Source organism: Micromonospora narathiwatensis, assembly GCF_900089605.1.
In the GTDB taxonomy this organism is placed as follows: Bacteria; Actinomycetota; Actinomycetes; order Mycobacteriales; family Micromonosporaceae; genus Micromonospora; species Micromonospora narathiwatensis.
In genome coordinates this window covers 5331718-5350950 of record NZ_LT594324.1, presented here as the reverse complement: position 1 = coordinate 5350950, position 19233 = coordinate 5331718, and the positions used below count along the sequence as shown (strand labels likewise).

General features: G+C 71.7%; 16 protein-coding genes. 4 read left to right on the top strand and 12 right to left on the bottom strand.

Translation table 11 applies throughout. The annotated features are described in order from the left end of the window. Window positions 1-6: 6 nt before the first annotated feature. The gene (locus GA0070621_RS23425; RefSeq protein WP_091199740.1) at window positions 7-1320 is read right to left on the bottom strand and encodes an aminotransferase-like domain-containing protein; all 1314 of its coding nucleotides are present in this window, start codon (window positions 1318-1320) and stop codon (window positions 7-9) included. Between the two features lie 294 nt (window positions 1321-1614). Between GA0070621_RS23425 and GA0070621_RS23420 the strand changes: the two genes are divergently transcribed. Beyond that, window positions 1615-2283 (top strand): GNAT family N-acetyltransferase, encoded by a 669-nt coding sequence (locus GA0070621_RS23420; RefSeq protein WP_091199737.1) that lies wholly within the window; start codon window positions 1615-1617, stop codon window positions 2281-2283. A gap of 58 nt (window positions 2284-2341) precedes the next feature. On the opposite strand, the gene GA0070621_RS23415 is transcribed toward GA0070621_RS23420, so the two are convergent. The 7 genes from GA0070621_RS23415 to murJ form a co-directional block, all read right to left on the bottom strand. Further along, complete coding sequence (locus GA0070621_RS23415; RefSeq protein ID WP_091199735.1) at window positions 2342-3523, bottom strand: N-acetylmuramoyl-L-alanine amidase; 1182 nt, start codon at window positions 3521-3523, stop codon at window positions 2342-2344. Window positions 3524-3723: 200 nt separating this feature from the next. After that, the gene (gene trxA, locus GA0070621_RS23410) at window positions 3724-4047 is read right to left on the bottom strand and encodes a thioredoxin (protein WP_091199733.1); all 324 of its coding nucleotides are present in this window, start codon (window positions 4045-4047) and stop codon (window positions 3724-3726) included. Between the two features lie 35 nt (window positions 4048-4082). Beyond that, on the bottom strand, window positions 4083-5036 hold the full coding sequence (trxB, locus tag GA0070621_RS23405; RefSeq protein ID WP_091199731.1) for a thioredoxin-disulfide reductase: 954 nt from the start codon (window positions 5034-5036) through the stop codon (window positions 4083-4085). Window positions 5037-5231: 195 nt separating this feature from the next. Beyond that, window positions 5232-6266, bottom strand: a complete 1035-nt coding sequence (locus GA0070621_RS23400; protein WP_091199729.1) for a hypothetical protein — start codon at window positions 6264-6266, stop codon at window positions 5232-5234. Continuing rightward, window positions 6263-6997, bottom strand: a complete 735-nt coding sequence (gene sigM / locus GA0070621_RS23395; RefSeq protein WP_407940357.1) for an RNA polymerase sigma factor SigM — start codon at window positions 6995-6997, stop codon at window positions 6263-6265. The genes GA0070621_RS23400 and sigM overlap by 4 nt, the downstream gene beginning before the upstream one ends. 40 nt (window positions 6998-7037) lie before the next feature. Then, window positions 7038-8657 carry a protein kinase family protein gene (locus GA0070621_RS23390; protein ID WP_091199727.1) on the bottom strand — a complete coding sequence of 540 codons (1620 nt, stop codon included), beginning with the start codon at window positions 8655-8657 and terminating at the stop codon, window positions 7038-7040. Window positions 8658-9058: 401 nt separating this feature from the next. Beyond that, the gene (gene murJ / locus GA0070621_RS23385; protein WP_091199725.1) at window positions 9059-10798 is read right to left on the bottom strand and encodes a murein biosynthesis integral membrane protein MurJ; all 1740 of its coding nucleotides are present in this window, start codon (window positions 10796-10798) and stop codon (window positions 9059-9061) included. Window positions 10799-10927: 129 nt separating this feature from the next. Here murJ and GA0070621_RS23380 point away from each other — a divergent pair, with 129 nt between their 5' ends. Together GA0070621_RS23380 and GA0070621_RS23375 are read left to right on the top strand one after the other, a co-directional pair. After that, a complete protein-coding gene (locus GA0070621_RS23380; protein ID WP_091199723.1) occupies window positions 10928-12388 on the top strand; it encodes a CCA tRNA nucleotidyltransferase in 1461 nt (486 codons plus the stop codon). A 192-nt stretch (window positions 12389-12580) separates the two neighbouring features. Next, a complete protein-coding gene (locus GA0070621_RS23375; protein ID WP_091199720.1) occupies window positions 12581-14617 on the top strand; it encodes a S8 family serine peptidase in 2037 nt (678 codons plus the stop codon). Window positions 14618-14694: 77 nt separating this feature from the next. Here GA0070621_RS23375 and GA0070621_RS23370 read toward each other — a convergent pair whose 3' ends face one another. Together GA0070621_RS23370 and GA0070621_RS23365 are read right to left on the bottom strand one after the other, a co-directional pair. Continuing rightward, window positions 14695-16206, bottom strand: coding sequence for a flotillin family protein (locus GA0070621_RS23370; protein ID WP_091199718.1), 1512 nt, complete (start codon window positions 16204-16206; stop codon window positions 14695-14697). A gap of 27 nt (window positions 16207-16233) precedes the next feature. Further along, window positions 16234-16833: a hypothetical protein gene (locus GA0070621_RS23365; RefSeq protein WP_231920969.1), complete on the bottom strand. Its 600-nt coding sequence runs from the start codon at window positions 16831-16833 to the stop codon at window positions 16234-16236. Between GA0070621_RS23365 and GA0070621_RS23360 the strand changes: the two genes are divergently transcribed. Continuing rightward, on the top strand, window positions 16832-17311 hold the full coding sequence (locus tag GA0070621_RS23360; protein ID WP_091199716.1) for a methylated-DNA--[protein]-cysteine S-methyltransferase: 480 nt from the start codon (window positions 16832-16834) through the stop codon (window positions 17309-17311). The genes GA0070621_RS23365 and GA0070621_RS23360 overlap by 2 nt on opposite strands. Before the next feature lie 83 nt (window positions 17312-17394). Here the strand turns inward: GA0070621_RS23360 and GA0070621_RS23355 are convergent, their stop codons facing one another. After that, the gene (locus GA0070621_RS23355) at window positions 17395-18474 is read right to left on the bottom strand and encodes an inositol-3-phosphate synthase (RefSeq protein WP_091199714.1); all 1080 of its coding nucleotides are present in this window, start codon (window positions 18472-18474) and stop codon (window positions 17395-17397) included. Window positions 18475-18497: 23 nt separating this feature from the next. After that, complete coding sequence (locus tag GA0070621_RS23350; RefSeq protein WP_091199711.1) at window positions 18498-19136, bottom strand: PadR family transcriptional regulator; 639 nt, start codon at window positions 19134-19136, stop codon at window positions 18498-18500. Window positions 19137-19233: the final 97 nt, after the last annotated feature.

The window sequence follows — 19233 nt, the reverse complement described above, 5'->3', positions numbered from 1 at the left end:
CGGGAATCATGCCAAGTCGGGACCGGGCGCGTCCGAGCCACCCTGCCGGCGCCGCGGACCCGAGCCGCCGACCGCGCCGAAGACCTTGCGCATGGCGATCTCCTGCCCCATCACGCCGGCCAGCCGGCGGACGCCCTCCCGGATCCGCTCCGGCGGGGGGAAGGAGAAGTTGAGTCGCATGTTGCCGACCCCGGTGCCGTCGGCGTAGAAGCCGGTGCCCGGGACGTACGCGACCCGGGCGGTGATGGCGCGCGGCATCATCGCCTTGGCGTCCAGGCCGTCGGGCAGGGTTGCCCAGACGAACAGCCCGCCGCCCGGGGTGGTCCAGGTGGTGCCGGCCGGCATCAGGTCCGTCAGGGCGCCGAGCATGGCGTCGCGGCGTTCCCGGTAGATCTCCCGGTAGACCTTGAGCTGCTCCCGCCACGGCATGGTGCCGAGGTACGTCGCGACGGCGGCCTGCGCGTACCCGCTGGGGCAGAGGATCTGCGCCTCGCTGGCGATGACCAGCTTGTCGCGTACGGCGTGCGGGGCGAGGATCCAGCCCACCCGCAGGCCGGGGGCGAACGTCTTGGAGAAGGTGCTCAGGTAGAAGACACCGTCGCGTCGTCGGGCCCGCAGCGGCGCGGGTGCCTCCTCCTCGAAGCCGAGCTGGCCGTACGGGTCGTCCTCGACCACCAGCAGGCCGGCCCGCTCGCAGATGTCGAGCACCCGCTCGCGCCGTTCCTCGCTGAGCGTCACCCCGGTCGGGTTCTGGTAGGTCGGGATGGTGTAGAGGAACTTGACCCGCCGGCCGGCGCGGGCCAGGTCGGCGATGGCCGCCTCCAGCGCCTCCGGAATCAGCCCCTGCTCGTCCATGGGCACGTGTGCCACCTGGGCCTGGGCGGCCTGGAACACCCCGAGCGCGCCGACGTACGTCGGGCCCTCGGCGAGCACCACGTCGCCCGGGTCCAGGAAGAGCCGGGCCACCAGGTCGAGCGCCTGCTGCCCGCCGACGGTGACCACCACGTCCTCCGGCGAGGCGCCGCACGAGGCGTCGATCCCGGAGAGGGCCATCACCTCGCAGATCCGCTCGCGCAGCTCCAGGGTGCCCTGCCCGATGCCGTACTGGAGGGTGGTGACGCCGTGCTCGCCGCCGAGCCGCCCGAGCATCTCGCCGACCGCGTCGAGCGGCAGCGCCGCGATGTACGGGGCGCCACCGGCGAGCGAGACCACCTCCGGCCGGCTGGCCACCGCGAAGAGTGCCCGGATCTCGGAGGCCGTCATCCCGCGGACCCGCCGGGCGTACCGGTCGGTGTAGTCGTCGAGCGTCGTGCCGGTCATGACATCACCTCGATCGGGTGTCGGCGGGGCTGCCGCCCGGTGTCGTACCCGCAATGCCGGCAACCATGGCGGCGCGGGACGCCGGTTGGTCGATCGTAGTCCGCGCTGGCCGGATACGGTGCCACCCTGTGGTGAACGTCCACATCCCGGACCTCACCGGCACGGGTGGGCGTTCGCGCGTCCTCTCCCGTACGGTCGGGGAGGGAGCGTACGATCGCTCGTCGGGGGCAGGGAAGGCGGCGGCGTGATCACCGCGCCGGTTTCGGCTCCGAGCCTATGGGTGGGGATGCGCTGATGTCGCGACGTCTGGTCAGTCTGACCCTCGACACCCTCGAGGATCTGCCCCGCCGCTGCCGGCGATGCGTCTACTGGGAGCTGGATCCGGTCTCCGCCGAGCGGGCGTGCGCCGCCGGTGACCCCGGCCTGGAGAAGGAGGCCTGGGTCTCCCAGACGCTGCTGGAGTGGGGCTCCTGCGGCAAACTCGCGTACGTCGACGGCATGCCCGCCGGTTTCGTCATGTACGCCCCACCGGCGTACGTCCCGCGCTCGATGGCCTTCCCCACCTCGCCGGTCTCCGCGGACGCCGCGCTGCTGATGACCGCCAGCGTGGTGCCCGCCTTCGCCGGTGGCGGCCTGGGCCGGATGCTGGTCCAGGGGGTGGCCCGGGACCTCACCAAGCGCGGCATCAAGGCGATCGAGGCGTTCGGCGACGCGAAGTTCGGTGACGACGCGGAGAACGACCCGACCCGGGCCTGCGTCGCGCCGGCCGACTTCTTCCTCTCGGTGGGCTTCAAGACGGTCCGCCCGCACCCCCGCTACCCGCGCCTGCGGCTGGAGTTGCGTACCGCGCTGAGCTGGAAGTCCGACGTCGAGTACGCGCTGGAGAAGCTGCTCGGCTCGATGAGCCCGGAGACGCTGCTGCGCCCGGTACGCCCGGCCCCCGCCACCCGCGCCATGGGCTGACCGGCCCAGTCGACCCAACGAGCGGCACAGACCGTCCACGGAGGGGCACGGGCCGGCCTCAGTCCGCCGCCGTCCGGCTCAGTCCGCCACCCTGCCCGGCGACGACGACCGCCCGCAGCGCGCTCACGTCGATCGAGCCGGTGGGGACGTCCCGCTCGATCGGGAAGTACATCCGCTGCACCGCCGCGACGATCGCCTCGACGATCCGGTCCCGGAACCGGGGGTCGACCAGCCGGCCCCGGTCCTCCGGTGAGGTCAGGTAGCCCACCTCGACCCGGACCGCCGGCATTTTCGTCAGCCGTAGGAGGTCCCACGCCTTGGCGTGGGTGCGGCAGTCCCGCAGGCCCGTCCGGGCGACGATCTCCCGCTGCACCAGGCCGGCCAGCCGCTCGCCGGTGGCCGAGGTGACGCCGTTGTCGGTGCCGTAGTGGTAGGTGGCCACCCCGTTGGCCGCCGGGTTGGCGTGTCCGTCGGTGTGCAGCGAGATGAAGACGTCCGCGCCGAGGGAGTTGGCGAGCTGGGCGCGGTCGGCGTCCGGCAGGCAGGTCTCCGGCGACGGGCCGCGGGTGAGCTGCACGCGTACGCCGGCCGCGGCCAGCCGCCCCTCCAGCCGGCTGGCCAGGTCGTGCACGATGTCCGCCTCGGTCCAGCGCAGCGGGCCGTCGGGCACCACCTCACCGGGGTCGGTGCCGCCGTGCCCCGGGTCGATCACCACGGTCCGCCCGACCAGGGTCGGCCCGGCCTGGCGGATGGCGTCGGACTCGCGGAGCCACTGCGGGCGTCCACCGACCACCTTGCGGCCGAGGCGGCGCAGCGCGTTCATGGTGTGCGGGCCGCAGGCACCGTCCGGCCGTAGCCCCATCTCCCGCTGGAACTGCGCGACCGCCCGGGCGGTACGGATGCCGTAGGCGGCGTCGGCGCGGCCCACGTCGTACCCCATCTCCAGCAGGCGTTCCTGGAGTGACCGGACGTCCTCGCCGATCAGCGGCTCGGGTACGGCGTGGTACAGCGTGCGGGCGCCGAGTCGCCAGCGGGCCGCGTCCAGCGCCCGCCAGGTCTCCGCGCCGACCCTTCCGTCCACGCTCAGCCCGCGGGACTGCTGGAACGCCCGGACCGCGCGTTCGGTCTCGGCGTCGAACTCGTCGCGCTGGTCGCCGGTCGGCAGCAGGTCGAGGCCGGTGAGCACGGTACGGATCTCGGCCACCGCGGGTCCCCGGTCACCGGGTCGGATGGGACGCACGACGACCCCCTCTGCACGGAAACTGGCTGGCCGGAGACTCCGACGGAGTTGCTTCCTCCGCTCGGGACGCCTACGGAGCGTACCGTGTCGGTCACCGAACGACTCCAGGTTCGTTCAGGTCAGGGTGTCGTGGCCGGGAATGCCGGAACCCCCGCGCCCGGGTACGGGCGACGGGGGTTCCGCGCGGTCTGGGGGTCGGCTCAGAGCGCCGACTCGATGAGCTTGACCAGCTCGCCCTTGGGCTTCGCGCCGGCGATGGACTGCACCGGCTCGCCGTTCTTGAAGACGGTGAGGGTGGGCACCGACATCACCCGGTAGGCCCGTGCGGTCTCGGGGTTCTCGTCGATGTTGAGCTTGACGATGGTGACCTGGTCACCCATCTCGCCCGCGATTTCCTCGAGCAGCGGCGAGACCTTGCGGCACGGCCCGCACCACTCCGCCCAGAAGTCGACCAGGACCGGCTTGTCGGACTTCAGCACATCGCTGGCGAAGCTCGCGTCGGTGACCGCCTTGGTTGCTCCCACTATGACCCCTCCTCCGGGACTTTCTCTGAAATTTCTCAGGCTTGCAGGGTGGCGATGAAGCGCTCGGCGTCCAGCGCGGCGGCGCAGCCCGTACCGGCCGCGGTGATCGCCTGCCGGTAGGTGTGGTCGACCACGTCGCCGGCGGCGAAGACACCCGGGATGTTGGTGCGGGTGCTCGGCGCCTGCACCTTCACGTACCCCTCGTCGTCGAGCTCCACCTGCTCGCGGAACAGCTCGCTGCGCGGGTCGTGGCCGATCGCCACGAAGACTCCGGTGACGTCGAGCGTCTTGGTCTCGCCGGTGTGCACGTTGCGGACCCGGACGCCGCTGACCTTGCCGTCGTCGCCGACGATCTCGTCGACCACGGTGTTCCACTCGACCTTGATCTTGTCGTTGGCGAGCGCGCGCTCGGCCATGATCTTGCTGGCCCGGAACGAGTCGCGGCGGTGGATGATCGTCACCGACTCGGCGAACCGGGTGAGGAAGCTCGCCTCCTCCATCGCCGAGTCGCCGCCGCCGACCACCACGATGTGCTGGTTGCGGAAGAAGAATCCGTCACAGGTGGCGCAGGACGACACGCCGTGGCCCAGGTACTCCTGCTCACCCGGTACGCCCAGCGGGCGCCAGGCCGAGCCGGTGGAGAGGATGACGGCCTTGGCCTGGTATGCGGTCTCGCCCACCCACACGGTGCTGACCGCGTCCGAGCCGACCTCGCCGGTGTCCTTGAGCTCGACCCGGGTCACGTCGTCGGTCAGGAACTCCGCCCCGAACCGTTCGGCCTGCTTGCGCATGTTGTCCATCAGCTCGGGGCCGAGGATGCCGTCCGCGAAGCCGGGGAAGTTCTCCACCTCGGTCGTGGTCATCAGCGCGCCACCGGACTGCACGCCCTCGATGATGAGCGGCTTGAGGTTGGCACGCGCGGCGTAGACCGCCGCGGTGTAGCCGGCCGGCCCGGAGCCGATGATGATCAGGTTGCGGACCTCGTCCACTGCCGTCTCCCGATGTGTGTGTTCGTCATCTGATCCGGCTGAACCACCGCCGGGACGATGCCGATCCCGAGTGCCGACGGTTCAGCGGCGTCGGCGCCTGACTTGCAGAACGTCATCGTACGAAGTGGGGATTCCCGAGCCGGTCATCCGGTGGGTCACGTCACGCGGCGGGACACGCCCGGCGACCGGGTGACCTCACCCTACCCGCGTACGGAAGCGGGTGTCCGCGTCGGACCCGGGCACCCCGCACTCGGGGCCGCTCACCCACGTCCAGCGTTCGCCGCTCGCGTCGAGGAAGGTGACGACCAGCGCCGGACTTCCCTGGAACGACGCGTAGTCGACCAGCTCGACGGTGAGCGTTCCGGCCGCGTGCTCGGCGCTGATCGCGCTGAGGCAGGACTCCAGCGCCCCGGGGCGGGTGAGCCGGTCCAGGCCGGTGGACGCCCCGAACTGCCGCTCTGGCGTTGTCGTGGCCGTGGCCGTGGCCGTCGCCCCGCGCCCGTTGTCCGCGGAGGCGCCAAAGAGCGTGTGGGGACTGCTGGAGAGCTGCTCCGGGCCGTATTCGGTGCCGCTGTGCAGGGCCGGCCCGGTGGTCCGGAAGGGAGCGGCGGAGAGCGGGGCCGGTGCGTCGGCCTGAGCCCTGCCGGCGGCCGGGCCGCCGTTGACCGCCACGCTGCTGGTGCCGTCACGGCCTGCGCCGACCAGGTTGCTGACCCCGAACCCGACCGCGGTGACCGAGGCGGCCGCCAGGGCGACCGGACCCGCGATCCGGGCCCAGCGCCGGGAGCGCCGGCCCGGCCCGGCGCCGCGGCCCGACCCTTCGCCCGGCCGGCCCGCCCCGCCGACCCGTCGCCCGGCTGGCTGGGCCGGCACGGCGGCCGGCGTACGCCCGGTACGCCGAAGGTCGCCGGACGCGTGCCCCGCGGCAGCCACCGACGCCGCGCCGGGCTCGTCCTCGCTGACCGGGGCCGGCCCGGCGCCGGCGAGCGCCGCCGTGATCCGGTCCGCCACCGCCAGCGGCATCTCCGGCGCCGGTGCGGTCGCCCAGTCGGCCAGGTCGGCGTGGACCAGGTCCACCGCCCGGGCCAGCGCGGCGTACGCGTCGCCCCAGGCCCGGTCCTCCTCGACCAGCCGGGCGACGGTCGCCTGCTCCGGGGTGCCGTCCAGCGCCCCGCCGACGTAGTCGGCGAGCAGGTCGTGGTCGACCCCGCTGAGCTCCCGGGAAGTCACGTCTCCTCCTGGCTGGCGTCCCGCCGGGACCACCCCGACGTCGATCCGACGCCCTCGGCCGGCCGGCGGTTCCCTGCGGTGACGCGGGGCACGTCCGTCACCTCGTCCGAGCCGGTACGCAGGTGCCCGAGGAGCACGGCCAGCCGGGCGCGACCCCGGGCGCAGCGGCTCTTGACCGTCCCCTCGGCGACGCCGAGGATCTTTGCCACCTCGGCCACCGGGTAGCCCTGCACGTCCACCAGGATCAGCGCGGCCCGCTGCTCGACCGGCAGCTCGGCGAGAGCCTGCCGGACCACCAGCGCGGTGTCGTGGTCGCGGCTCGGGGCGACCGGCTCCACCCCGCCGGTGTGCTGGCCCGGCTCCCCGTCGGTGTGCACCCCGTCCGGCAGCGGCACGGTGGCGTGCGTCTGGCGCCGCCGTACCCGGTCCAGGCAGGCGTTCACCACGATCCGGTGCAGCCAGGTGGTCACCGCCGAGTCGCCGCGGAACCGGGCCGCCGCGCGGTGCGCCGACAACAGCGCGTCCTGGAGCGCGTCGGCCGCCTCCTCGCGGTCGCCGAGGGTACGCAGGGCCACCGCCCAGAGCCGGTTTCGGTGCCGGTGGAACAGCTCGGTGAAGGCGTCCCGGTCGCCGGCGACGTGAGCCCGGAGCAGGTCGAGGTCGGACGCCCCGCCCGGAGGGTCGTCCCCGGTCGCCGGCCGGAGCGTACGTCCGCCGCGCCCCACCGTCACCACGTCCAGGAGCGGCGGTGCGTCAGGCGCGGCGGACGGCTCACGAGCCCGTGACCGTGATTTCCTGGACGCCCACCTTGTAGCCGGAGCCGGAGTCCTTCTTCGGCAGCTCGGTGATCCAGAAGAGCAGGTACCGGTACTGCTCCTCGGGGTCGAACCCGTCGAAAATCATCTTGGTGCCGTCGTGCTTCACGTACGGCTGCCCGATCGGCGTCTTCTGGTAGTTCGTCACGAGTTCGTTGTCGCCCTTCGAGGAGGACGCGAAATCCTTCGTGCCGGCGAGGAGCTGGGCGGTGGTGCCGGTGGCGGAGAGGACGACCTGCACCGACTTGACGTTGTGCAGGGCACCCAGGTCGATCCAGACGCCCATGCCCTTCTTGTAGTTGCTGAAATTGGCCGAGGTGTAGGTCTGGGTCTCCCAGCCGTTGTCCACCTCGCCGTCCATCACCTTCTCGGCGTCGGCCAGTTCGTCGCGCTTGCGGCTGTCCGGGTCGATGATCCGGACGTCCTGAATGTTGAGCTTGCGGGCGGGCGCGGTGGCCGGGGACGACCCGTCACCGGCGGGCGCACTGCTGGTCGGGTTGGCCGCCGGGTCGGTGCCCGTGCCCTTCTTGTCGTCGCCACCGAGCACGCTGATCCCGACGAGCAGCCCGACCAGGGCCACGGCCAGCAGCCCGGCGATGCCCAGGGCCACCTTGCGGCCACCGGCGGCGGCCAGCGGCGAGGGCTCCTCACCGGTGTCGGCGGTGAACCGCAGCGGGCCGGCCGGCTCCAAGAAGTGGTCGTCGGCGGGGACGTCCAACCGGCTCAGCTCGGCCGACAGCACGTCCGACGACGGCGGGGCGATCTCCGTGTCGAGCAGGTCCATGGTGAGGTCGTCGAGGTACGCCGGCACGCCGGCGCGTACCTGGCGGGGCGCGGCGATCGCTCCGCTGGCGTCCCGGACCGCGTCGGGGATCGCGGCGCGGCCGTGTCCGGCGGTGGCGCCGCGCAGCGGGGCCTCGCCGTGCGGCCAGTGCCCGGTCAGGGCGAAGTAGAGCACCCCGCCGACCGCCCGGACGTCGTTCGGCTGGCTGTCGTCGCCGTCGGTGCGCGCGTCGGCCAGCACCACCCGGCCGTCGTCGCTGATCATCACGGTGCCGGGGTGGACGTTGCCGTGCACCATGCCGGTCGCGTGCACCGCGGCGAGGGCGCTCGCCACGGCGCTGCCGATGGCGGTCGAGCGCGCCGGGTCGAGCGGCCCGTCGGCGGTGACCAGCTCACGCAGGGACTGCCCGTCCACCCACTCGCGGACGACGTACGCCCGGTCGGCCTCGTCGATCGCGTCGTAGACGCCGACCAGGTTGGGGTGGATCACCCGGCTCGCCGCGACGGCGGCCTGGAGCATTTCGGTGGCGGAGTCGCCACCCGGGTAGCGGAGGACCACCGCGACGGGACGGCGCAGCACTACGTCGACCCCACGCCAGACGAGTCGGCCCGCGCTGTCGTTGTTGATGTGCTCTACCAGCTCGTACCGCTCGGCAAGGAGTTCACCGGCCGTGGGAGCACCGAAGGTCATGACCGGAGGAGCGGTCTCCTCCGCCTCCTGACCCTCGCCGACCTGGGTCACCCGTCCTCCCTCGGTGATCGTGTCGATCGATGGACCCGTGCTGCTGGGCATGTGGCTTTCCGCTCTGCCTTCGAAGGAACCGGCGGGCTGGTGTCGACGCCCGCGTCGGCGCCCGCCGTACCCGTCGAGTGCGACCTTACCCGGGATGCCCGGTTCCTCGACATGTCATCTTCCCGCCGTGACCGGTGGGACGCCAGTGACCGTGACGGCCGGCCGGTCACGGGATCGGTCCCGCCGCCGTCGTCGGCACCCGCACCAGCCAATCTAGAGGTTGACGGCAAGTGGTCGGCGGATGGGTGCAGCCGGTGTCGTGGCCGGTTCGGTCGGTCGCCCTCGTCCTTACGGTTGGTTGTCCACAGGCCGAGAGGCCCATCCAGCCGCGAAACTCCGAGTTATCCACAGCCGTATCCCCAGGCTGGTGATCCTCGTTCACCGTCTGTCATCGGCGCGGCTCAGCGGCCGAGCCGGCGGCGCACCATGCCGACCACCTCGGTGATCTCGCCGATTCGCAGCACCATGGCCAGCCCGAGGTACGCCGCGCCGATCACGGCGCCGCCGACCACCAGCCGGACGGCGGCGGCCAGCCAGCTCAGATGCGCCGGATCGCCGGGGAGCAGCCTGACCACCACCAGGCCGACCAGGGCCGCGCCCAGCGCGGCGACGAGCACCCGGCCCATGGTCCGCATGATGGTGCCCAGCCCGATCCGGCCCACCCGTGGGCGCAGCAGCATCGCCGAGATCACCGCCGCCGCCACGTACGAGATCGCGTTGCCGAGCATCATGCCGGCCGCGGCGAAGGTGGCCGAGAAGGCGAGGAAGAGGCCGATCTGCAGGAGCACCCGCAGCGCCACCACCGGGATGTTGACCAGGGCCGGGGTCTTGGTGTCCGGCAGCGCGTAGAAGGCGAAGGTGAAGAGCTGGCTGATCGCGAAGGGCACCAGGCCGATCGCCGCCACCAGCAGCACGGTCGAGGTGGCCACCGCGTTCTCGCCGCTGAACGCGCCGTACCGGAAGATCACGACCGAGATCGGGCCGGCCAGCACCGCGTAGCAGACCGCGACCGGGGCGAGGACGGCGGTGACCATCCGGGTCCCGCGGGACAGGTCGGCGGTGACGTCGCGGAACCGGCCCTCGCCGGCGGCGGCGCTCATCCGGGGCATCAGCGCGGTGATGATCGAGACGGCGATGATGCCGTGCGCCATCATCAGCAGCAGGAAGACGTTGTTGTAGATCAGCAGCCCGGCGTTCTCCTTGCCGGCCGCCCGGGTGAGCAGGTTGACCACCACGAAGAGGCCGAGCTGGTTGACCCCGACGTAGCAGAACATCCAGGCCCCGAGCCGGGCCAGCTCGCGCAGGCCCAGTTCGCGGAAGTCGAACCGCCACTTCCATCGGAAGCCGACCCGGCGCAGCGCCGGCAGCAGGCCGGCGGCCTGCACCGCCACACCGAGCAGGGTGCCGCCGCCGACCAGCAGGATCCGACCGGGGGTCATCTCCCCCGGCTGGAGCGGCTTGGCGCCGTAGACGCCGATGTACAGGCCGAAGACGCCGATCACCACGAGGTTGTTCAGGATCGGCGCCCACATGGGCGCGGCGAAGTGCCCCCGGGTGTTCAGCACGGCGGCGATCAGCGCGCTCACCCCGGTGAAGAAGAGCATCGGGAGCATCAGGTAGGACAGGTCGTTGACCAGCCCCTTGTACGTGGCGTCCTTGCCGCCGGCGTAGATCGCGGTGAGCACCGGCGCCGAGACGACCGCCAGCAGCGCGGCGGCGGCCAGCGTGAGCACCGCGAGGGTGAGCAGCCGCTGGGCGTACGCCTCGCCCCGGTCCAGGTCGATCTTGCGGCGCCGGACCAGCACCGGGATCAGCACGCTGGTGAGCACGCCGCCGAGCAGGAACTCGTACACCTGGTTGGGCAGGAACTGGGCCGTGGTGTAGACGTTGCCGACCGCGTTGCCGAGGGCGGCGCCGATCATCAGGTTGCGGACGAAGCCCGTACCCCGGCTCACCAGGCTGCCGATCGCCATCACCGCGCTGTTCGCCGCGGCGCTGCTCTCCGCGACCACCTCCTGCGGCGGCGCGGTGGCCTCGACGGCCGGCTGGTTCAGCGGCTCGGCGGAGATGAAGGTGGCCCCGTCGTCCGGCGGCAGGCCGCCGCCGTGCGCGTTCGCGCTGCGGTAGAGCCCGCCGCTCATCTCCAGCCTCCAGGGGGTACGTCGGAGCCGGACCTCCGGGCCCGCACGCCCACGACCTTAGTCAACCTCGACCTCTTACCCACGCCCGGCGCAGTAGTTCCCACCCCGGCCCGATAGGCTGGCGATCCCATGTCCGAAGCCTCCGCCTCCCACGCCGCCGACCGTCGCGAGCTGACCGCAGCGCAGCGCAACGCCGTCGCCGAGCTGCTCCGCGTCTCGCCGGTCGCCGACGAGCTGGGCCGGCGCTTCGCCCGGGCCGGTCACGAACTGCACCTGGTCGGCGGCTCGGTACGCGACGCGCTGCTCGGCCGCCTCGGCGAGGACCTCGACTTCTGCACCGACGCCCATCCGGACCAGACCCTCCAGATCCTCCGGGGCTGGGCGGAGTCGATCTGGGAGACCGGTCGGGAGTTCGGCACCATCGGCTGCCAGCGCGAAGGGCTCCGACTGGAGATCACCACCTTCCGTGCCGAGGCGTACGACCAGGTCAGCCGGAACCCGATCGTCGAGTACGGGACCAGCCTGGTCGACGACCTCAAGCGCCGGGACTTCACCATCAACGCGATGGCGGTCAGCGTCCCCGAGCACCGGTTCACGGACCCGTACGGTGGCTTGGCCGACCTGGCCGCCAAGATCATCCGTACCCCGGGCACGCCCCGGGAGTCGTTCGGCGACGACCCGCTGCGGATGCTGCGCGCGGCCCGGTTCGCCGCCCAACTGCGGTTCACGGTGCACCCCGACGTCCGCGAGGCGATGGCCCGGATGGCCGCCGACCTCGACCGGATCACCGCCGAGCGGATCCGGGACGAGTTCACCAAGCTGCTCTGCGGCGCGGACCCGATCACCGGGCTGCGGCTGCTGGTCGACACCGGGCTGGCCGAGCGCTTCCTCCCCGAGCTGACCGGGCTCAAGCTGGAGATCGACGAGCACGCCCAGCACAAGGACGTCTACGAGCACACCCTGACCGTGGTCAGCAACGCGATGTCCATGGAAGAGGACGGCTGCGACTTCGTGCTCCGGATGGCCGCGTTGATGCACGACGTCGGCAAGCCGGCGACCAAGTCGGTCGGCCCGGACGGCCGGGTCAGCTTCCACCACCACGAGGTGGTCGGCGCCCGCCTGACCAAGGCCCGGATGAAGGCCCTGCGCTATCCCAAGGACGTCACCGCGCAGGTGGTCAAGCTGGTCGGCCTGCACCTGCGCTTCTACGGGTACGGCCGGGGCGAGTGGACCGACTCGGCGGTGCGCCGGTACGTCACCGACGCCGGTGACCTGCTGCCCCGCCTGCACAAGCTCACCCGCTCCGACTGCACCACCCGCAACCGGCGCAAGGCGGCCCTGCTCGCGACCGACTACGACGCGCTCGAGGAGCGGATCGCCCGGATCGCCGCCGAGGAGGACCTGGCCCGGGTCCGCCCCGACCTGGACGGCAACGCGATCATGGAGCTGCTCGGCGTACCACCGGGTCCGGTGGTGGGGAAGGCCTGGCAGTACCTCAAGGAACTGCGGCTGGAACGCGGCCCGCTGAGCCGCGAGGAGGCCGAGGCGGAGCTGCTGCGCTGGGCCCAGGAGCAGGGCGTCCGCGACTGACGCGACGCCGTCCGGCACCCGGCGTACGACGACACGCCGGCGTCTAGACCGAACGGTTGACGCAATCGGCGCTCGTCATCACGGATGATGATGTGACCGCTGCTTGTTCCCGGTCATCTGTGTAACGGCAGCGTTGATCGCTCGTCCGCCCGTCCGATTCGGACGGTCGCCGGAATACGGGGAGATTCTTCAGTGACACGTCCTGGCGCACTGCGCCGCTCCGCGCTGGCGGGAGTTGCTCTCGCCTCCGTGACCTCCATCGTCTGCGCCGCCACCAGCGGCACCGCGATGGCCGACCCATCCAATCCACACCGGACGCAGGTCCGGGGTGCCGACACCACCGACGTCGTGCCCGACCGGTACATCGTCGTGCTGAAGGACCGCAAGGCCAACCCCGGCAAGGTACGGGCCAGCGCCTCGGCGCTCGCCGAGGCGCACGGCGGATCCGTCCGCCGGGTGTTCACCGAGGCCCTCAACGGCTACTCCGCCAGCATGAACCGCCGGCAGGCGGACCGGCTGGCGGCCGACCCCGACGTGGCCTACGTCGAGCCGGTCCGGCGCTACAAGGCCACCGGTACCCAGAGCAACCCGCCGTGGAACCTGGACCGGATCGACCAGACCACGGCCAAGCTCAACGGCTCCTACAACTACCCGAACACCGGTGCCGGCGTCACCGCGTACATCGTGGACAGCGGCATCGACATCAGCCACCCGGACTTCGGCGGGCGGGCCAGCAACGGCTACGACTTCGTCGACAACGACGAGGTGGCCCAGGACTGCGACGGCCACGGCACCCACGTCGCGGGCACCGTCGGCGGCACGAAGTACGGCGTGGCCAAGGACGTCAATCTCGTCGCGGTGCGGGTGCTGGACTGTGAAGGCAGCGGCACCACGGAGCAGGTCCTCGCCGGCATCGACTGGGTGACCGCGAACGCGGTCAAGCCCGCCGTGGCGAACATGAGCCTCGGCGTTCCCAAGATCGACAAGCCGGTCAACGACGCGGTCGCCCGCTCGATCGCCTCCGGCGTCACGTACGCCGTCGCCTCCGGCAACAGCGACAAGGACGCGTGCGGCTTCTCGCCGGCCGCCGTGCCGGCGGCCCTCACCGTCGGTGCGACGGACCAGCTGGACTTCCGGGCCTGGTTCTCCAACTACGGCCGCTGCGTGGACACCCTCGCCCCCGGCGTCAACGTCGTCTCCACGGCTCCGGGCGGCGGGACCGCGCTGATGAGCGGCACCTCGATGGCCTCCCCGCACGTGGCCGGCGCCGCAGCGCTGCTGCTCCAGGCGAACCCGACCTGGACCCCGCAGCAGGTGCACGACAGCATCGTGACCACCGGCATCGCCGGCGCGGTGCACGACCCGATGGGGTCGACGGACCGGCTCCTGCACGTCGGCCCGGTCCAGGTCGCCCGCAGCTCGTACGGGCTGAAGGCGAAGATCAACAACAAGTACGCGACCGCGGAGAGCGCCGGCACCAAGCCGCTGATCACCCGGGGCACCGCCCTCGGGCCGTGGGAGAAGTACGACGTCGTCGACGCGGGCGCCGGCCTCGTCGCCCTGAAGGCGAAGATCAACAACAAGTACGTGACGGCGGAGAGCGCCGGCACCAAGCCGCTGATCGCCCGCGGTACCGCGATCGGCGCCTGGGAGAAGTTCCAGCTCATCAACAACACCGACGGCACGGTGAGCCTGAAGGCGAACATCAACGGCAAGTACGTGACGGCGGAGAGCGCCGGCACCAAGCCGCTGATCGCCCGGGGTACCTCGATCGGTGCCTGGGAGAAGTTCGACTTCGACGCGCCGGCCCCGGTCGTCAGCATCAAGTCGCAGGCCAACGGCAAGTACGTGACGGCGGAGAGCGCCGGCACCAAGCCGCTGATCGCCCGGTCCGCGACCGTCGGCGCCTGGGAGAAGTACGAGGTCGTCAACGTCAAGGACGGCATCTTCGGCCTGCGGGCAACCATCAACGGCAAGTACGTCACCGCGGAGAGCGCCGGCACCAAGCCGCTGATCGCCCGGGGTACCTCGATCGGCTCCTGGGAGGCGCTGGCCTTCCTGGACTACAACCCCGACGGCTCGGTCTACCTGTGGGCAAACGCCAACGGGAAGGCCGTCACCGCCGGTAGCGCCGGCACCAGCCAGCTGATCGCCAGCAAGACCATCAACTGGAACAGCGCGACCCTGGGTCTCGGCGTCGGCGAGAAGTTCGTCTTCACCGTTCTCTAGGCCCCGACAACGACGGCGCCCGTCGGAGTTCCCCGAGCAGGGGACCCGACGGGCGCCGTCGCTTGTCCGGTGGTGCCTCAGTGCTCCACCGCGGTGCCGTCCACGGCGGCCCGGCCGTTGCCACCGGTGTGCGCGCCGCCGAGCTTGGCGAGCAGTCCGGCCAGGTCGATGCCGGTGAGGTCGCTGCCGAGCTGCAGGCCCTGCGCCACGTTGTCGGCCACCGACTTGGTCAGCGACGACGCGCCGTCGGTGGAGATGACGGTCATCTTGTCGATCGCGCCGATCGGCGCGCTGGCCGCCCCGACCACCTGCGGGAGCACCTTGACCAGCAGGTCCAGCACCGCGGCCTCGCCGTACGCGGCGAACGCCTCGGCCTTGCGGGCCATCGCGTCGGCCTCGGCCTGCCCCTTGGCCAGGATGGCCGCGGCCTCGGCCTGGCCCTCGCGCTCGACCGCCTCGGCGATCGAGGAACGCCGGCGCTGCTCGGCCTCACCCTCCTTGGCGCCCTCGATCGCGTTCGCCTCGGCCAGCGCGGCCCGCCGGGCCCGCTCGCCCTCACCGATCAGCCGGGCCTGCTCGGCGGCGGCCTGAGCGGCGGCGATGGTGGCCTGCCGCTCGGCGTCGGCCTGCAGCACCGCCGCGTTGCGGGACGCCTCGGCCTCCTGCTCGACCTTGTACCGGGCCGCGTCGGCCGGCTTGCGCACCTCGGTGTCGAGCTGGCGCTGCTTCAGCTCGGCGTTGCGCTCGGCCACCTTCTGCTGCTCGGAGAGGATCGCCTGGTCCCGTTCGGCCTGCGCGAGCGGGCCGGCGGCCGCCGACTTCGCCTTCGCCGCGTCGATCTCCGCCTGGATGGCCGCCTGCTTGAGGGACAGGTTCCGGTTCGCCTCGGCGATCGCCTCCTCGGCGAGCAGCCGCTCCTGCTCGGCCGCCTGCCGGGCGCGGGCCTCGGCGATCGCGGCGTCCTTGAGCACCCGGGCCGCCTCCGGCCGACCCAGATCGGCCAGGTACGACCCCTCGGCCAGGATGTCCTGGAGCTGGAAGGTGTCCAGCACCAGGCCCTGGTTGGTCATCGAGTGCTCGGCCTCCTCGGCCACCGCGCTGGCGAACGCGGCCCGGTCCCGGATGACCTCCTCGACGGTGAGCCGGCCGACGATCGAACGCAGCGCGCCGGCCAGCACCTCCCGGGTGAAGTTGTCGATCTCGTCCTGCTGGTGCAGGAAGCGCTGGGCGGCGGCGCGGATCGCGTCCTCGGTGCCACCGACCTTGACGATCGCGACGCCGTGCAGGTCGGCGCGGATGCCCTGCTTGCTCACCGCGCCACGGATGCCGACGTCGATCCGCCGGCTGGACAGGTCGAGCGACTGGAGCTTCTGCACCACCGGCAGGACGAAGACCGACGCGCCGAGCACGACCTTCTGCCCGGACATGTCGGTGGAGCGCCCACCGTCGGCGGTCTGCGTGGTCCGGCCCTTGCGGCCGGTGACGATGAACGCCTCGTTCGGGCCGGCCACCTTGATTCTGGAGAGCACGAAGAGGATGAGCAGGACGGCGAGGAGGACCGCGCCGCCGATGGCGACGAGCAGGGGCATGGCAGAATCCGTTCTTGCGTGGGGGAATCAGTAGGTTTCGACGTGCACGCTGGTTTCGCTGAGCGCCTCGACCACGAAGATCTGGGCGCCGACCGGGATCGGATTGTCGGCGCGGGCGTTGAGCTTGACCGGCTGGCCGGCGAGGCGTACGCGGACCTCGCCGTAACCGTCGGCGGGGACCGGCGTCACCACCAGGCCGACCGCGCCGACCAGATGGTCCCGGGTCGGTGTGGCGTCCGTGCGCATGTTGCGGGCCGCCCGGGCGAGCCGGGTGGCGAGCCACCCGGTGGGCACGGCGGCGACGGCACCGCCGGCCACCGCCGCCGCGATCATCCCGGGGGTACGACCGCCGAGCAGTTCGTTGACGATGGCGGCACCGAAGCCGAAGGCCCCGGCGAACCCGGCGACCGCCTCCAGCGACAGCGGACCGTCGACGTCCGGATGGCCGAAGGTGAACACCTCCGCGCCGAGCAGGGCGAGCGCCAGCACACCGACCCCGACCCCGCCGATGATCAGGAAAATGAGCGTCCCGGTGGCCACGACCTGCACGATATCGATGCTGCGCAACTCGCCGGCTGCGCGGCCACTCAGCGGAGCGGCACCGATCGCGAGGGAGAATGGGGGCATGCGTTGGACCGTGCTCGACACCCCGATCGGGGAGTTCTCCGTCGCCACCGACGGCGAGGCCGTCCGTGGGGCGCACTTCGGCCGGGTGGAGTCGGCGACCGACGAGCCGGGCGACGAGATCGCCGCTCGCGCGCTGGCCGAGCTGCGCGCGTACTTCGCCGGTGAGCTGATCGAGTTCACCGTGCCGGTGGTGGCGGCGCGGGGGTCGGAGTTCGAGCGCGCGGTGTGGCGGCAGATGACCCTCATCCCGTACGGGGAGACGCGAACCTATGGCGAGGTGGCGACGGCGGTGGGCGAGCCGGGCGGGGCCCGGGCGGTCGGGGTGGCCTGCAACCGGAACCCGATTCCGGTGATCGTGCCCTGTCACCGGATCGTCGGTGCCGGCGGCAAGCTGGTCGGCTTCGGTGGCGGGCTGCCACGCAAGGTGACCCTGCTGGAGCTGGAGGCCCGCGTGGCGTTCCAGCGCGCCTGGTCCTGACGTACCCCAGGGGGACGGCGGCTGGGACGCGCGAGGGCCGGGTCCGTGCGGACCCGGCCCTCGACGGTGCTGTGGTCAGCGCGTCAGCGCTCGACCTCGCCCTTGATGAACGCCTCGACGGCGGCGTGCGCGTCGTGGTCGGCGTACTGCTGCGGCGGGGACTTCATGAAGTATGAGGAGGCGGAGAGGATCGGGCCGCCGATCTTCCGGTCCAGCGCGATCTTCGCGGCCCGGACGGCGTCGATGATGACACCGGCCGAGTTCGGCGAGTCCCACACCTCGAGCTTGAGCTCGGCGTTGAGCGGGGTGTCACCGAAGGAGCGGCCCTCCAGGCGGATGTACGCCCACTTGCGGTCGTCGAGCCACGGCACGTGGTCCGACGGGCCGATGTGCACGTCGCTCTTGGCCATCTCGTGCGGGATCTGGGAGGTCACCGACTGGGTCTTCGAGATCTTCTTCGAGACCAGGCGGTTGCGCTCCAGCATGTTCATGAAGTCCATGTTGCCGCCGAAGTTGAGCTGGTACGTGCGCAGCAGCTCGACCCCGCGGTCCTCGAAGAGCTTCGCCAGGGCGCGGTGCACGATGGTGGCGCCCACCTGGCTCTTGATGTCGTCACCGACGATCGGCAGGCCCGCATCCTCGAACTTCTTCGCCCATTCCGGGTCGGAGGCGATGAAGACCGGCAGGGCGTTCACGAACGCGCAGCCGGCGTCGATCGCGGCCTGGGCGTAGAACTTGTCGGCCTGCTCGGAGCCCACCGGCAGGTAGGAGACGACCACGTCGACCTGCGCGTCACGCAGCGCCTGGGCGACGTCGACCGACTCGACGTCCGACTCCTCGATGATCTCGCGGTAGTACTGGCCGAGCCCGTCGAAGGTCGGACCGCGCTGCACGGTCACGCCGGTCGGCGGCACGTCGCACAGCTTGATGGTGTTGTTCTCGCTGGCGACGATCGCCTCGGCGAGGTCCATGCCCACCTTCTTGGCGTCCACGTCGAACGCCGCGACGAACTTCACGTCGGAGACGTGGTAGTCGCCGAAGGTGACGTGCATGAGACCCGGGACGCGGTCGTTCGGGTCGGCGTTCCGGTAGTACTCCACACCCTGCACGAGGGACGAGGCGCAGTTACCCACACCGACGATGGCGACGCGGACGGAGCCCATAGCGTCTGCCTCCTTCTTCTTCATCACGGCCGCTCTGTCCTGGACTCTCCAGGCGGGGGCGGGCTTTCGTTATCTCGTCGGCCGCCGGCCGTCCCGGGTTGCGGGACCGTCGGGGCTCGGCCGGAGCGCTCGTTGGCGATGAGCTCCTCCAGCCAGCGGACCTCGCGCTCACATGCCTCCAGGCCGTGGCGCTGCAGCTCCAGGGTGTACGCGTCGAGCCGCTCGGCGGCCCGGCCGAGCACGTCACGAAGACCTTCGCGACGCTCCTCGATCCTGCGACGACGACCTTCCAGGATCCGGAGCCGGGTGGCCTGGTCGGTCCGGGCGAAGAACGCGAAGTGCACGCCGAAGCCCGTGTCGTCGTACGTCTCGGGCCCAGCCTGCGCTATCAGCTGGGCGAAGCGCTCCTTGCCCTCCGCGGTAATGGTGTACACCACCCGACCGCGACGGCTGGTGAGCGCCGGAACCTCCTCGGCGGTCGCGGGTGTCCCGGCGGCCTCGGCGATCCATCCCGCCGCCTGCAACCGGCGCAGGGTCGGGTAGAGCGAGCCGTAGCTGATCGCCGCCCAGATGACGCCGAGCTTGGCGGTCAACTCCTTGCGCAGCTCGTAGCCGTGCATCGGAGCCTCCTGCAGGAGGCCGAGGATGGCGAGCTCGAGCACGGGCCACCCCTTCTTACCCCCGGCGCGGAGTCGTAACCGCCGCGATGTATCGGACCGATACATCGCACGTTAGCGGAGACGCATGATCAGGGCAAAC

Excerpts from the sequence above, each read along its gene's own strand:
- GA0070621_RS23355 (WP_091199714.1), bottom strand. The coding sequence starts at position 18,474 with ATGGGCTCCGTCCGCGTCGCCATCGTCGGTGTGGGTAACTGCGCCTCG.
- GA0070621_RS23360 (WP_091199716.1), top strand. The coding sequence starts at position 16,832 with ATGCGTTGGACCGTGCTCGACACCCCGATCGGGGAGTTCTCCGTCGCC.
- GA0070621_RS23425 (WP_091199740.1), bottom strand. The coding sequence starts at position 1,320 with ATGACCGGCACGACGCTCGACGACTACACCGACCGGTACGCCCGGCGG.
- GA0070621_RS23370 (WP_091199718.1), bottom strand. The coding sequence starts at position 16,206 with ATGCCCCTGCTCGTCGCCATCGGCGGCGCGGTCCTCCTCGCCGTCCTG.
- GA0070621_RS23420 (WP_091199737.1), top strand. The coding sequence starts at position 1,615 with ATGTCGCGACGTCTGGTCAGTCTGACCCTCGACACCCTCGAGGATCTG.
- GA0070621_RS23380 (WP_091199723.1), top strand. The coding sequence starts at position 10,928 with ATGTCCGAAGCCTCCGCCTCCCACGCCGCCGACCGTCGCGAGCTGACC.
- murJ (WP_091199725.1), bottom strand. The coding sequence starts at position 10,798 with ATGAGCGGCGGGCTCTACCGCAGCGCGAACGCGCACGGCGGCGGCCTG.
- GA0070621_RS23365 (WP_231920969.1), bottom strand. The coding sequence starts at position 16,833 with ATGCCCCCATTCTCCCTCGCGATCGGTGCCGCTCCGCTGAGTGGCCGC.
- GA0070621_RS23390 (WP_091199727.1), bottom strand. The coding sequence starts at position 8,657 with ATGCCCAGCAGCACGGGTCCATCGATCGACACGATCACCGAGGGAGGA.